This is a genomic window from Ketobacter sp. GenoA1 (assembly GCF_003671475.1).
In the GTDB taxonomy this organism is placed as follows: Bacteria; Pseudomonadota; Gammaproteobacteria; order Pseudomonadales; family Ketobacteraceae; genus Ketobacter.
Genome location: NZ_RCHM01000023.1, coordinates 114,270 through 127,974 on the forward strand (window position 1 = coordinate 114,270; position 13,705 = coordinate 127,974).

The window sequence follows — 13,705 nt, forward strand, 5'->3', positions numbered from 1 at the left end:
TTTGGTAAGGCCCAGTATGCTGTCCATCACACCTCATTGGCAAATTCCCGATGACGAAATTGAGATCTCTGCCATCCGCGCACAGGGTGCCGGAGGGCAGAACGTGAACAAAGTCGCATCGGCGATCCATTTGCGCTTCGATATCAACACCTCATCCATGCCGGATATCTATCGGCAACGGCTGCTGCTATTGAAGGATCGCCGTATCAGTAAAGAGGGGGTAATCGTCATTAAGGCCCAGCAATTCCGTACCCAGGAAAAGAACCGGCTGGACGCACTGGAGCGTTTGGCAGAGTTGTTGCGCAGTGTGACGGTGGTGCAGAAACCCCGCAAGCCCACTAAGGCCACCCGCAGTTCGCAGCGTAAGCGGGTGGACAGCAAGGTGCGCCGGGGCCGAACCAAGGCGCTGCGTGGCAAGGGTTCCATTGAACACTGAGTTTGTTCATAGCCCCCATGGCTGTGTATGATTGCAGGGTATCAGGATTATTGGAGAAGGGTGGATGGCATCACTTCAGGATCAGTTGCTTAAAGCCGGCATGGTCAATGCCCAAAAGGTCAAGCAGGTTAAGAAAGAAAAGCGTAAACAGTCCAAACGTGTGCGGCACGGCGAGGCGGAACCGGTGGATGAGGTGAAGCAGGCGGCGCGCCAGGCACAGTTGGAAAAAGCCGAACGGGATCGAGAGATCAACCGCCAAAACCAGTTGTTGGCGCAGCAGAAAGCCATAGCCGCCCAGATCAAGCAGCTGGTGGAAACCCATCGCCTGGATCGGCAGGGGGGCGAGGTTGGTTTTCAGTTTGTTGATGGCAAGAGCATTAAAAAGCTCTATGTGACCGCGGCCCAGCAACGGCAATTGGAATTGGGGCAGGCCGCCATTGTGGCCTTCAACGGTGACTATGAACTGGTTGCCACCGCCATTGCCGAAAAAATCAGGCAGCGTGATGACGGCATGGTGGTGCTGTTGAACGAGCGCACGGAACCAGCCCACGGTGATGACGATGATCCTTATGCCGACTACGTGGTGCCGGATGATTTGATGTGGTAAACCGCTACGGTTGCAGGCGCTGAATGGCCCAGCCGGATTCGGTGCGCAAATACTCGAAGCGATCGTGTAGTCGATGGGGGCGGCCCTGCCAGAACTCGATGCGTTCGGGCACGATCTGGTAACCGCCCCAAAACGAAGGCAGTGGAATTTCACCTTGGCCGAATTTGCGTTTCATCTCCGCCAGTTTTTGTTCCAGCAGCCCGCGGGAGCTAATGGCTTTGCTTTGATCCGAAACCCAGGCACCGATCTGGCTTTCCCGGGGGCGCGATGAGAAATACTTGAAACTCTCGGCTTTGCTGATGCGGCGCACGGCGCCCTGTACGGACACCTGACGGTTAAGGGCGATCCAGGGGAACAGAATAGCGGCTCTGTGATTGTCCTCTATGTTTCTGGCTTTGCGGCTTTCGTAGTTGGTGAAAAACACAAAACCATTCTCGTCAAAATACTTCAGCAGCACCGTGCGCAAGGTGGGCTGCCCGTGCTCATCCACCGTTGCCAGTGACATGGCGTTCGGCTCCAGAAGGCCTGCCGTGCGCGCATCCTGAAACCAGGTTTCAAACTGTTGGACGGGGTTATCATTCAATGTTTCCCGTTGCAAACCGGCGCTTTCGAACTCCCGCCGCATGTCACTGATGTCCACTGCCTGTTGTTCCTCGGTCTGGGTTGAATGGCTGTTCTAGTTAAGATCTTCGTCACCGGCCACCAGTGTGGTGACATCGTTGTCCCGCAGCAGGGTGGTGAAGTGTTCATCCGGTTGCTGATCGGTGACCAGAATGTTGACGTCGGCCACATTGCCCAGTTTGATCATGGCGTGCCGGCCGAACTTGGTGTGGTCGCAGGCCAGCAGCACCTGGCGGGAATTCTTGATCAGAGCCTGAGCTACCCGCACTTCCTGATAATCGAAATCCAGCAGCGAGCCGTCGTCGTCAATCCCGGAAATGCCGATGATTCCGAAGTCGGTCCGGAATTGGGAGACGAAATCCATGGTGGCTTCACCGATAATGCCGCCATCGCGGCTGCGCACCTTACCACCGGCGATGATGACATCAAAATCCTCTTTGCCGCTGACAATGGCGGCTACGTGCAGATTGTTGGTGATGATCTTCAGCCCGGTGTGGTTGAGCAGTTCCTTGGCAATGGCCTCGTTGGTGGTGCCAATGTTGATGAACAGGGAGGCATGGTCGGGAATATGCGCGGCCACCATTCTGGCGATGCGGCTTTTCTCCGGTGATTGCTGCAGTTTCCGCTGTGCATACTCAATGTTCTGGGTGCTGGGTGCCGCACTGGCACCGCCGTGGAAGCGGCGGACCCGGTTTTCTGCCGCCAGGGTATTGATGTCCCGGCGCATGGTTTGCGGTGTCACATCAAAATGACTGGCCAGATCTTCCACGGATACAAAGCCCTTGGCGTTCACCAGCTCTACAATTTGTTCATGCCGGGCCGTTTGCGATATATTTGCCACGTTACTCTCTCGCTTGTTACTTTCTCTCTTGTTATTAGAATTGTTCGTTTATTGCCTAATGATACACCAAATGGTCACCGGTTCAGTTTGGATACGAAAATCGGATATCATTTCACTAACCTTACCCACGATAGAAAGCCGCTGGGGTCCAGCCCCCACCTAATACAACAAGGAAGACTCAATCATGAGCCAATATCTACTGTCCATAGACCAGGGAACCACCAGCTCCAGGGCGATCGTCTTCGATCAGCGGGGAACCATTGTAACCTCTGCGCAGCGAGAATTTACCCAGTTTTTTCCAGATGATGGTTGGGTCGAGCACGATGTTGAGGAAATCTGGGAAACCACCCTGGCGGTGTGCCGGGAGGCCCTGAAAAATGCCCAGCTCAGTGCCACGGAGATTGCCGGTATCGGCATTACCAATCAGCGGGAAACCACCATTGTATGGGAGCGTGATACCGGCAGGCCGATACACAAAGCCATTGTTTGGCAGGATCGTCGAACCTCGGCCCTGTGTATGGAACTGAAAAAGCAGGGACACGAGCAGCGTGTGCAGGCGGCCACGGGGCTGTTGATTGATCCGTATTTTTCGGCCACCAAGGTTGCCTGGATTCTGGATCATGTGGAAGGGGCCCGCCAGCGGGCGGAGCAGGGTGAACTGGCGTTCGGTACGGTAGACAGCTTTCTGTTGTGGCGCCTCACCAAGGGTGCCAGTCATAAAACCGATGCCACCAACGCATCCCGTACCATGCTTTACAACATTCACTCCCAGCAATGGGATGATGAGATGTTGGCGTTGTTTCGGGTGCCCCGGGCCATGATGCCGGAGGTGGAGGATTGTGCCGCCGATTTTGGGGACGCAGACCCGGACTGGCTGGGAGCATCAATTCCGGTGGCGGGCATTGCCGGCGATCAGCAGGCTGCGCTGATCGGCCAGGCCTGCTTTAAACCCGGGATGATCAAAAGCACCTATGGGACCGGTTGTTTTATGATACTGAACACAGGGGACGAGCCGGTGGAATCCCGCAACCGCCTGCTGACCACCGTAGGCTATCGCCTGAACGGCAAAGTAACCTATGCCCTGGAGGGCAGTATTTTTATCGCCGGCGCCGCCATTCAGTGGCTGCGGGACGGTATCGCGTTGATCTCCCATGCCAGGGAAACCGAAGCCATGGCGCAGGAAGTGGGTGTTGAACACGGCGTTTATATGGTGCCGGCCTTTACCGGCCTGGGTGCGCCCTACTGGGATCCTGAAGCGCGTGGTGCCTTGTTTGGTTTGACCCGGGATACCGGCATCAATGATATTGTGACCGCCGGTTTGCAGTCGGTAGCCTACCAAACCAAGGACCTGATCCATGCCATGGAAGCGGACGGTGCCGGTAAACCCACCGCGCTGCGGGTGGACGGCGGCATGGTGGCCAATAATTGGGTGGTGCAATTCCTGAGCGACATTCTCAATGTCAACGTTGACCGGCCGGCGGTGATCGAAACCACCGCGTTGGGGGCTGCCTATCTGGCCGGTCTGCAGGTTGGGGTGTATCCCTCTTTGGAGGAGATCGCTTCACTTTGGCATTGTGAACGGCATTTCACCCCGGAAATGAAGGATGACCTGCGGGACGACCTGTACCAGGGTTGGGTCAAAGCGGTGGCCCGGGTACGAACCAGCGATTGATCAGGGCCGGTTCAGCGCCTGCAGTTCCCGGCACAGCGCAAGGGAGGCTTGCTGGGCGCTGCTCTGGTGCTGGCGGTCAAGTATCTGTTCCAGGCTGTGCAGCAGTTCCTGTTCCTGGGCGCGCAGGTGCTTGTGGTGCTGTGCTGAATCATGGCTGGCCTCATGGGCTGAATCCTGAATCTGGCTCAGCTGCTGGTTGACGTCGGCGATTGCCGTGGTGATCCGCTGCAGTTGTTCACTGGCGGCGGTGGATTCCCGCACCCTTTCCTCTACCATTTTCTGGCTTAACGTCATCATGTCGACACTGGTTTCGGCGGATTTCTGGATATCCGCCACCTGACGCTTGATGTCTTCCGCAGCACCGGCGGTTTTGGTGGCCAGGGAGCGCACTTCGTCTGCCACCACGGCAAAGCCGCGCCCGTGCTCACCTGCCCGCGCGGCTTCAATGGCAGCGTTCAAGGCCAGCAGGTTGGTCTGGCTGGTGATGGTGGTGATCATGTCCACCACGGCACCGATGGACTGACTGTTTTCCGCCAGTTGGGTGATGCCCTGGCTGGCGGAACCGATTTGATCAGTGAGCTGCTGAATGCTGCGGGTCATGTTCTGTAAAGTGGTCTCGCTTTCCAGCAGTTGGGTATGGGCTTGCTGGCTGGTGTGGGCGGTGTGTTCACAATTTTGCTCTATTTGTTCCAGTTGTGATGTTCTGTGTTGGCCCTCGCGGCCTATTTGTTCAAGTTGATTGTGCAGCGCCTTGCTGCTGCGTTGATCCAGAGCGGCAGCCTTGGGCGGCGTCTGCAGCTCGGCCGCCAGTTGCTGCAGTAATTCCTGCCGTTGCCGCTGTTGTCCGGCCACCTGGTCCAACGACTGTATCAGTTGGTCCAGGTTGTGGATGGGGCCGTTACGAATGGCAACCGCCGCCGAAAGCAGTTCTTTGTGTTTGCGCTCATAGCCGTGGATGATGGTGGCAAACAGAAAATACACACCACAGGCGATCAATATCAGGGTGAGGGCAAACATCCATTCGGTGGTCCAGGAATCACTGTTGATGTCCTGTGTAATCTGAGTGTTCATGCTGGCGCCAAGCGGTGCCAGGCGGGCAAAGGTGGTTTCCAGTTGCTGTTGCAGGGCTTTGCCGGTGGACAGTTGCTGTACCAGCTGCGAAAACAGTGATTGCTGCCGCTTCAGCTTTGCTGCTGCGGCCGGCAAATCCTCAACCGGCAGTTCGGAATCGGGCAGTGCTTCGATGATCCGTGCACCGAGCACAGCGGCCTGTTGGGCAGTGTTGGGATCCAGGGTAATACGATACTGCAGTTGCCGGGCCTGCATGTCGGTAAACAGGCTGAACAGATACACCGCATTTTGTTGCTTCAGGTAGTCTTCCAGTTCCCGGGTTTCGGTACTCAGGCTGGTTTGGGTCTGCAGTTGCTGTTCCTGAATCAGCACCAGCTCGTTGAGTTTTTTCTGGTAGAGGTTCAGTTGATCCATGAGTTCCAGCAGGCTGGTCTGCAGCAGGTCGTCAGCGCTTTTTAACGCCAGGCTGGCCACCTCGGTGAGGGACACACTGCTTTGTTCCAGGGTTTTCAGCAGATCCCGGTTGGACTGCGGGTTATCCCTGCTGCGTAGTTGTTGTAGCTGGATCACCTGATTCTGGATCTGATTGGCGGCGACCTGGAATTGCAGCAGTTGTTGCTGGGTTGCTATGCGGTCCTGTGCCTGATTGCGGTGGTTAAGGTACAGGCTACTTAACAGTGCTATAGCCAGCAGAATGGTAGCGGTTATGAGGGTGACCCGGGTGGTTAGTTTGGCCTGCAACATCGATGTATGGCTTCCGCAAGTGAACCTTGATTAAGCATAGCATCTGCTTTGGTTACTGGGTGGGCGATGGGAACGCCACCAGGTGATCTGCCTCCAGGCGAATGCCCACCAGGGCACCCACCTGATGGTCATTGTGGCTGGGAAAGATGGCTTCGATGATGCTGCCGGTGGGCAATTGCAGTTTGAACAGCATGGAAGCCCCGGTAAAGGTTTTCTGCAGGACTTTGGCCTGCAGGGGGCTTTCCGGGTCCGGCAGGATGTCGTCCGGCCGCAGCAGAATGTCCACCGGGCTGTCCGGCAGCCAACTGTACGCACGGTTACCTTTGATGACCCCCATTTCGGTATCCACCAGTTCCGGTGACAGGGCTTTACCCCGAATAAAGTGGCCCAGGCCGATGAAATTGGCTACGAAACGATTCAATGGTTCGTGATAGATGTTGTAGGCCGTATCCCACTGTTGCAGTCTGCCCTCATTCATTACCCCTATACGATCGGCCACCGCGAAAGCTTCCTCCTGATCGTGGGTGACCATCAGTGCAGTGGTGCCCAGGGATTTCAGGATGTCTCTGACTTCCAGGCTCAGGCGGCGGCGCAAGTCCACGTCCAGATTGGAGAAAGGTTCGTCCAGCAGGATCAGGCTGGGCTCCGGTGCCATGGCCCGGGCCAGGGCAACCCGTTGTTGCTGGCCGCCGGACAGTTCATGGGGGTAACGTTTGGCATACTGTTCCAAGCCCACCAGCTCCAGCATCCTGGCACCCACGGACTGGCGCCTGGCTGGGCTGGATTTGCGCAGCCCGAAACAGACGTTTTCCTGAATGGTAAGGTGGGGGAAGAGGGCGTAATCCTGGAATACCATGCCCAGGCTGCGCTTTTCCGGTGGTACCAGATGGCCCGGGGCCGACACCTGCATGCCGCTGAGTTCGATGGTGCCGCCACTGATGGATTCAAAGCCGGCGATGGCCCGCAGTGTGGTGGTTTTGCCACAGCCGCTGGGGCCCAACAGGCAGGCGATGTCACCCTTGTTGATGTGAAAGGTCAGGTCTTCAACCACCGAGTTGTGGTCGTAGGCGCAGAAAACGCCGTCCAGCTGTAACAGTGGTTCCATGGTTGATCAGGGTTTCCAGGTGCCCAGCAGGTATTCCATCAGCGCCTTCTGGGCATGCAGTCGGTTTTCCGCTTCGTCCCAGACCACGGAGCGGGGATCATCCAGCATATCTTCGCTGATTTCTTCGCCCCGGTGTGCCGGCAGACAGTGCATAAACAGGGCTTTGGGGTCTGCCTTGTCCATCAACGCAGGTGATACCTGAAACGTGGAGAAGGCTTTCTCCCGCGCCGATTGTTCTTCTTCCTGGCCCATGCTGGCCCACACGTCGGTGACCACCAGGTGGGCACCGTCCACGGCCTCTTCGGCACTGTTGGTGAGGGTAACCCGATCGCTGTTGTTGGCCACCAGCGTGGCGTCGGGCTCAAAACCAGGGGGGCAGGCCACCCGTAGCTGGAAGCCGAACTGGCGGGCGGCGTTGATATAGGAGTGGCACATGTTATTGCCATCCCCGATCCAGGTGACGGTTTTACCGCGAATGGAGCCACGATGCTCGATGTAGGTCTGGATGTCCGCCAGTAACTGACAGGGGTGGAAGGAGTCGGTCAGGGCGTTGATCACCGGTACCCGGGAATCCCGGGCAAAGGTTTCGATTTTTTCATGTTCAAAGGTACGGATCATGATGATGTCCGCCATGCGCGACAGTACCCGCGCGGTATCGCCCACCGGTTCGCCGCGGCCCAGCTGGGTATCCCGCGGCGAAAGGAACATGGCACCACCACCACATTGGATCATGGCACTTTCAAATGACACGCGGGTACGGGTTGATGACTTTTCAAAAATCATCGCCAGAACTTTGTTCTTGAAGGGTTCGTAGACCACGCCTTCGCGCAACATTCGTTTCAGCTCGATGGCCCGGTGCAGGAGCTTTTCGAGGGTATCCGGTTCAATGTCCAGCAGGGTCAGAAAATGCCGTGTCGCCATGGCTTACATCTCTTTCAATTCGTTAACGTTATTGGGCCGCGTATTCCTTGATAAGCTGGCTGAGCAGATTGACCATGTTATCGCTTTCTTCATCGCTCATGGTCAATGCCGGCAGCAGGCGTATCACCTTTTCGGCGGTGACGTTGATCAGTAGCCCCCGGTCTTTGGCCAGCGCCACCAATGGGGAACAGGCTTGGGTCAGTTCAATACCGATCATCAGGCCCTTGCCACGGACCTCCCGGACCATGGCCACGGATTCCAGTTGGGTCTTGAGGTTGTCCACAATGCGCCGGCCCAGCTCGGCGGCACGCTGGGGCAGGTTTTCCTCCACCAGGGTGTTGACGACCGTCAAGGCGGTGGCACAGCACAACGGATTGCCCCCGTAGGTCGATCCGTGATTGCCCGGCTTGAGAGTGTTGGCGGCTTCGCCCCGGGCCAGGCAGGCACCGATGGGCAAGCCATTGCCCAGGCCCTTGGCGGTGGTGACCACGTCCGGCAGAATGCCGTGCTGCTGGTAGTTGAAGTAGGTGCCGGTGCGGCCATTGCCGGTCTGAATTTCATCCAGAATCAACAGCCAGCCGTTGTCGTCACAGATCTGGCGCAAGCCACTCAGGTAATCGTCGGCGGGAATATTGATACCGCCTTCGCCCTGCACCGGCTCCACCATTACCGCGACGACATTGGTGTTGTTGGCCGCGATGGTGCGAATGGCATCCAGATCATTGTACGGGCTGCGCACAAACCCCTGCACCAATGGTTCGAATCCGGCCTGCACCTTGCGGCTGCCCGTGGCGCTCAGTGTGGCCAGGGTGCGGCCATGGAAGGATTGATCAGCCACCACGATGGCGGGCTTTTCAATGCCCTTGTTGTGGCCGTAAAGGCGGGCGATCTTGATGGCGCATTCATTGGCTTCAGCGCCGGAGTTGCCAAAGAAGCAGGCCTCCATATTGCTGATTTCAGCCAGCCTGGCCCCCAGTTCTTCCTGGTAGCGGATACGGTAGAGGTTTGATGTGTGCACCAGGCGCTGGGCCTGATCCTGAATGGTCTGGGTAACGCGGGGGTGACAATGTCCCAGACCGCACACGGCAATGCCGGTGATGCAATCGAGATATTGTTTGCCCTCGGTGTCGTATAACCAAACCCCGTCACCCTTTTCAAAGGTCACCGACATAGGCTTGTAGGTGGTCATCAAACCGCTTGTTGCCATAAGACTGTCCTGGTACTCCAATGCTTGGAGGATAAATGTTATACAAACAAAAACGGCAGCGATTGCTGCCGACGAAACCCGTAATCATAGTCCTATAATATGACACTTGCAATCTTGTGAGGGGCTCCCGGGCCTTGATATATCAGGGTTTTCACCTCTGGCAACCGAAAGCTGTCGTTTTTCGCCGTTGATCCCGTTGCAGGTTTGGGAAACCATGGTGGCTGACGGTATGCCGAACGGAACCCCCCTGGTCACAATCCACCTGCTATGAATTCCATTGAACGGTTATGAATGCCATTGAATTGAGTCTCTTTTCCAGTCGAATTGAATCCATCTGTGACGAAATGGGGGCCGCTCTCAAGCGCTCGGCGTTTTCCCCCAATATCAAGGATCGCCTGGATTTTTCCTGCGCCATCTTTGATGCCCGGGGGCAGTTGACCGCACAAGCTGCCCATATACCAGTGCACCTGGGCAGCATGGCCTACGCCATGGAATACATCATTGCCGAGGTGGAATGGCAGGCGGGTGATATGGTGGTGGTGAATGATCCCTTCAAAGGCGGTACCCATTTGCCCGATGTCACGGTGATTGCACCACTGTTTGTGGAAGGGCGGCTGCTTGCCTTTGTTGCCAATCGCGCCCACCACGCCAACATTGGTGCCACGGCACCGGGTTCCATGCCGGTGTCCCGTACCTTGCAGGAAGAGGGCATTGTGATTCCACCCACGCACCTGTTGCGGGCCGGAGTCTGGTGCAACGCGGTGCTGGAGCAACTGGCGGGCTTGGCGCCCGGCACATTGCAATCGACAGAGGCCGCTTGTGCAGAGGCCCAGGGCGGGGAACCCCCTCTGGGGGCCCACACCCTGGCGGCCATGGGGGATTTTACCGCCCAGGTCAGCGCCAATCGCACCGGTTTGTCCCGGTTACAGGAATTGGTTACCCGCTATGGCCAGGCCCGTTATCAGAAGATGGTGGCGGCATTGAATGAGTATGCCGCCCGGGTGGCCGCCGACAGCCTCCGGCAGATTCCTGATGGTTGCTATGAGTTTGCCGATCAACTGGACGATGATGGCGCCGGTACCCGGGATATAGCAATACGGGCTCGGATAGAGGTGATGGATGGGCAGGTGGCCGTGGATTTCAGTGGCACATCACAGCAGGTGCCGGGCAATGTGAACTGCCCGCTGTCGGTGGCCGCCGCGGCGGTGTTTTATGTGTTCCGGTGTTTGATGCCGGCCCGGATTCCAGCCTGCGCCGGCGCATTTCGAGGGGTGACGCTGCGGGCGGAGGCCGGCAGTTTGCTTAATGCGCGTTATCCGGCGGCGGTGGCAGCGGGCAACGTGGAAACCAGCACACGGGTGGTGGATGTGGTCATTGGAGCTTTGGCACAGGCCATTCCCCGGCGCCTGGCTGCCGCCAGCCACGGTAGTATGAATAATGTCGCCATGGGGGCGATCAAAGCCGACGGCAGTCGCTGGGACTATTATGAAACCATGGGTGGCGGGATGGGCGCTTATGCGTCCGGTGCTGGTTTAAGCGCGGTGCAGACACACATGACCAACACCCTGAATACCCCGGTGGAAAGCCTTGAGCTGCATTATCCCCTGCAGGTAAACCGCTACCAGATACGCCGCGGGTCCGGCGGTGCCGGGCAGCATCGTGGCGGCGACGGGTTGCTGAGGGAGCTGTGCTTCAAGCAGCCCGCTACCGTTTCGCTGCTGACAGAGCGCCGCACCAGCCAGCCCTGGGGCTGGGCGGGCGGCAGTGCTGGGCAACGGGGCGAGAACCGGCTCAATGGCGTACCGCTGGCAGCCAAGACTACGTTCGAGGTGGTACCCGGCGATGTACTGGCCATTGCCACGCCCGGCGGCGGCGGGTGGGGGCCGCCCACGGAAGAATCGCCAAAACAGGGCATCAGGTAACTCATAACATAAGATAAACGGAGAGAGGATTCGGGAATGTCGGAGCAACAGATTCACTATCGGGTATGCCATTTGTGTGAGGCCATGTGTGGCCTTGAGATCACGACAGAGCAGGATCAGGTGGTGTCCATCAAAGGGGATGGGGCTGATCCCTTCAGCCAGGGCTATGTGTGCCCGAAATCCACGGCCATTGCCGATATACACGAAGACCCGGACCGCATCCGGCAGCCCATGCAGCGGGTGGGGCAGCAATGGCAACCCATCGAGTGGGAGGCAGCCTTTGACCTAGTGGCGAAACGGCTGCTGGAAGTGCAGTCGGCCCATGGCAACAACGCAGTGGGGGTGTATCTGGGGAATCCATCAGTGCACAACTGGGGCATGCTGACCCACGGTGCCAATTTCTTTAAACCCCTTAAAACCAAGAGCCGGTTTTCCGCCACGTCCGTGGATCAGTTGCCTCACCAATTGATGTGCTATTGGATGTTCGGTCATCAGGTACAGGTGCCGGTGCCGGATATCGACCGCACCGAGTATCTGATCATAGTGGGTGGTAATCCGATGGCATCAAACGGCAGCCTGTGGAGTGTGCCGGGTTTTCGGTTGCGGGCCAAAGCCCTGCAAAAGCGTGGTGGCAAGCTGGTGGTGATTGACCCCCGCCGCAGCGAGACTGCAGTCATCGCCGATCAGCATGAATTTGTGCGCCCCGGCACCGATGCCTTTTTGTTGCTGGCCATGGCCCGGGAGATTTTTGCCAACGGCTGGGTCAAGACCGGTCACCTTAGCGGCCATCTTGCCGATCTGGATAAGGCAGAGCAGGCGGTTGCTGAATTTACCCCGGAGATGGCGGCGGAAAAAACCGGGATTGCGGCGGATACCATTCGCCAGTTGGCTTATGATCTGGCCCATACGGAGCGGGCTGCCATTTATGGCCGCATGGGAATCTCGGTGCAGCAGTTTGGAGCCATCTGCCAATGGGGAATTCAGCTGTTGAATATCATTACCGGCCATCTGGATGTGCCCGGCGGCTATACCTTCAGTTTGCCGGCCGTGGATATGGTGTGGGGGCCCATGAACAAACCCGGGCATTTTAATGCCTGGCAAACCCGGGTAAGAGGCTTGCCGGAATTCGGTGGTGAACTGCCAAGCAGTGCCCTGGCGGAAGAGATCCTCACCCCTGGGGAAGGGCAGATCCGGGCACTGGTGACCGGGGCCGGCAATCCGGTACTGTCTACCCCCAATGGTGAGCAGCTGGAGGGAGCGTTGGAAGGGCTCGACTTCATGGTGTCGCTGGATTTCTACATCAATGAAACCACCCGCTTTGCCGATGTGATACTGCCGCCCACCAGCCCCCTGGAACATGATCATTATGATCTGGCGTTGTCTGCCTTTGCGGTTCGCAATGTGGCCAAATACAGCCAGCCGGTGTTCGATAAGCCAGCCGGCGCCCTGCACGACTGGGAAATCCTGGCGGCACTGGGTGAGCGGGTGAGCCGGCTCAAGGGCATGGAGCCGATGCCTGCCTATCCACCGGAGATGGTACTGAATATGGGGCTGCAAAGCGGCCCTTACAAAGACCAATTGAACCTGCAGATGTTGAAGGATAATCCCCATGGGGTGGACATGGGGCCCCATGAAAGCCAGTTCCCCGAACGTCTGGTGCATGCTGATAAAATGATTCGCTGTGCCCCTGCTCCGGTGCTGGAGGATTTGCAGCGGTTGCTGGCGCACAGTGATCAGCAAGAGGATCATCCGTTCCGCTTGATTGGACGCCGTCATGTGCGCAGCAATAACAGCTGGATGCATAATTATCAGCGCCTGGTGAAAGGCAAGGGGCGTTGCCAGCTCATGATGCACCCGGATGACGTCAGCCGGCTTGGCCTGCAGAGCGGGCAGTCGGTGGCAGTGAGTTCCCGGGTTGGCCGGGTGGTGGCGGAACTGGAGGCCACCGATGAAGTGATGCCCGGTGTGGTGAGCCTGCCCCATGGCTGGGGCCATGGCCGCAATGGCGTGCAGGCGCAGATTGCCCAGGCTCACGCCGGGGTGAGCGTCAATGACCTTACCGATGATCAGTTTTTGGATGAGTTGTCCGGTAATGCCGCATTGAACGGGGTACCGGTGGCCATCAGTGCGGCCTGATTGCCACACGGTGAATGTGGTGTTAGTCGCGCCGGGCTTTGCTACAATAGGTCAAATCTCAGATTAGTAGGTGGATTATGGAAACGCTTGACGTCATTAAAGATCAGATTGGTACCAACTCGGTTTTGTTGTACATGAAGGGGACTCCCCAGTTCCCTCAGTGTGGTTTCTCGGCCCGGGCGGTTGAGGCGTTGATGTCGGTGGGCAAACCTTTTGCCTATGTAAACATTCTGGAACACCCGGATATCCGCTCTGAGTTACCCAAGTACGCGAACTGGCCCACTTTCCCTCAATTGTGGGTTAAAGGTGAACTGGTGGGTGGCAGTGATATTATTCTGGAAATGGCGCAGGAGGGTGAACTGAAAACCCTGGTGGAAGAAGCCTCGCCGGAATAACGCATTTCAACACAGCCGAAAAAAAGC

The 13,705-nt window shown here is 57.5% G+C and carries 12 protein-coding genes; 6 read left to right on the forward strand and 6 right to left on the reverse strand.

The window, feature by feature from the left end:
• The first annotated feature begins 16 nt into the window (after window positions 1-16).
• Together arfB and D9N13_RS09020 are read left to right on the forward strand one after the other, a co-directional pair.
• On the forward strand, window positions 17-436 hold the full coding sequence (gene arfB, locus D9N13_RS09015) for an alternative ribosome rescue aminoacyl-tRNA hydrolase ArfB (protein ID WP_290588428.1): 420 nt from the start codon (window positions 17-19) through the stop codon (window positions 434-436).
• A 64-nt stretch (window positions 437-500) separates the two neighbouring features.
• Window positions 501-1,043, forward strand: a complete 543-nt coding sequence (locus D9N13_RS09020; protein WP_290588429.1) for a DUF2058 domain-containing protein — start codon at window positions 501-503, stop codon at window positions 1,041-1,043.
• A gap of 4 nt (window positions 1,044-1,047) precedes the next feature.
• Here D9N13_RS09020 and pdxH read toward each other — a convergent pair whose 3' ends face one another.
• On the reverse strand, window positions 1,048-1,683 hold the full coding sequence (pdxH, locus tag D9N13_RS09025) for a pyridoxamine 5'-phosphate oxidase (protein ID WP_290588431.1): 636 nt from the start codon (window positions 1,681-1,683) through the stop codon (window positions 1,048-1,050).
• A 36-nt stretch (window positions 1,684-1,719) separates the two neighbouring features.
• Entirely contained in the window at window positions 1,720-2,496 is a 777-nt protein-coding gene (locus tag D9N13_RS09030; protein ID WP_290589816.1) for a DeoR/GlpR family transcriptional regulator, read from the reverse strand.
• A 193-nt stretch (window positions 2,497-2,689) separates the two neighbouring features.
• Here D9N13_RS09030 and glpK point away from each other — a divergent pair, with 193 nt between their 5' ends.
• The gene (glpK, locus tag D9N13_RS09035) at window positions 2,690-4,177 is read left to right on the forward strand and encodes a glycerol kinase GlpK (RefSeq protein WP_290588433.1); all 1,488 of its coding nucleotides are present in this window, start codon (window positions 2,690-2,692) and stop codon (window positions 4,175-4,177) included.
• Here glpK and D9N13_RS09040 read toward each other — a convergent pair whose 3' ends face one another.
• The 4 genes from D9N13_RS09040 to D9N13_RS09055 are packed head-to-tail and all read right to left on the reverse strand — an operon-like array spanning window position 4,178 to window position 9,225.
• Complete coding sequence (locus D9N13_RS09040; protein ID WP_290588434.1) at window positions 4,178-5,992, reverse strand: methyl-accepting chemotaxis protein; 1,815 nt, start codon at window positions 5,990-5,992, stop codon at window positions 4,178-4,180.
• Window positions 5,993-6,044: 52 nt separating this feature from the next.
• Complete coding sequence (locus D9N13_RS09045) at window positions 6,045-7,097, reverse strand: ABC transporter ATP-binding protein (protein ID WP_290588436.1); 1,053 nt, start codon at window positions 7,095-7,097, stop codon at window positions 6,045-6,047.
• A gap of 6 nt (window positions 7,098-7,103) precedes the next feature.
• The gene (argF, locus tag D9N13_RS09050; RefSeq protein ID WP_290588438.1) at window positions 7,104-8,018 is read right to left on the reverse strand and encodes an ornithine carbamoyltransferase; all 915 of its coding nucleotides are present in this window, start codon (window positions 8,016-8,018) and stop codon (window positions 7,104-7,106) included.
• 28 nt (window positions 8,019-8,046) lie between these two features.
• Window positions 8,047-9,225, reverse strand: coding sequence for an aspartate aminotransferase family protein (locus tag D9N13_RS09055; RefSeq protein WP_290588440.1), 1,179 nt, complete (start codon window positions 9,223-9,225; stop codon window positions 8,047-8,049).
• A gap of 287 nt (window positions 9,226-9,512) precedes the next feature.
• Between D9N13_RS09055 and D9N13_RS09060 the strand changes: the two genes are divergently transcribed.
• From D9N13_RS09060 to grxD, 3 genes are all read left to right on the forward strand, one after another.
• Window positions 9,513-11,147, forward strand: coding sequence for a hydantoinase B/oxoprolinase family protein (locus tag D9N13_RS09060; RefSeq protein WP_290588442.1), 1,635 nt, complete (start codon window positions 9,513-9,515; stop codon window positions 11,145-11,147).
• Window positions 11,148-11,183: 36 nt separating this feature from the next.
• Window positions 11,184-13,283, forward strand: a complete 2,100-nt coding sequence (locus tag D9N13_RS09065; RefSeq protein WP_290588444.1) for a molybdopterin oxidoreductase family protein — start codon at window positions 11,184-11,186, stop codon at window positions 13,281-13,283.
• 77 nt (window positions 13,284-13,360) lie between these two features.
• The gene (grxD, locus tag D9N13_RS09070; RefSeq protein WP_290588446.1) at window positions 13,361-13,678 is read left to right on the forward strand and encodes a Grx4 family monothiol glutaredoxin; all 318 of its coding nucleotides are present in this window, start codon (window positions 13,361-13,363) and stop codon (window positions 13,676-13,678) included.
• The last annotated feature ends 27 nt before the right edge of the window (window positions 13,679-13,705 follow it).

Bases quoted from the DNA above. Each gene is read 5' to 3' on its own strand.
- arfB (WP_290588428.1), top strand. From the start codon at position 17: ATGCTGTCCATCACACCTCATTGGCAAATTCCCGATGACGAAATTGAG.
- D9N13_RS09020 (WP_290588429.1), top strand. From the start codon at position 501: ATGGCATCACTTCAGGATCAGTTGCTTAAAGCCGGCATGGTCAATGCC.
- glpK (WP_290588433.1), top strand. From the start codon at position 2,690: ATGAGCCAATATCTACTGTCCATAGACCAGGGAACCACCAGCTCCAGG.
- D9N13_RS09040 (WP_290588434.1), bottom strand. From the start codon at position 5,992: ATGTTGCAGGCCAAACTAACCACCCGGGTCACCCTCATAACCGCTACC.
- D9N13_RS09045 (WP_290588436.1), bottom strand. From the start codon at position 7,097: ATGGAACCACTGTTACAGCTGGACGGCGTTTTCTGCGCCTACGACCAC.
- argF (WP_290588438.1), bottom strand. From the start codon at position 8,018: ATGGCGACACGGCATTTTCTGACCCTGCTGGACATTGAACCGGATACC.
- D9N13_RS09055 (WP_290588440.1), bottom strand. From the start codon at position 9,225: ATGGCAACAAGCGGTTTGATGACCACCTACAAGCCTATGTCGGTGACC.
- D9N13_RS09060 (WP_290588442.1), top strand. From the start codon at position 9,513: ATGAATGCCATTGAATTGAGTCTCTTTTCCAGTCGAATTGAATCCATC.
- D9N13_RS09065 (WP_290588444.1), top strand. From the start codon at position 11,184: ATGTCGGAGCAACAGATTCACTATCGGGTATGCCATTTGTGTGAGGCC.
- grxD (WP_290588446.1), top strand. From the start codon at position 13,361: ATGGAAACGCTTGACGTCATTAAAGATCAGATTGGTACCAACTCGGTT.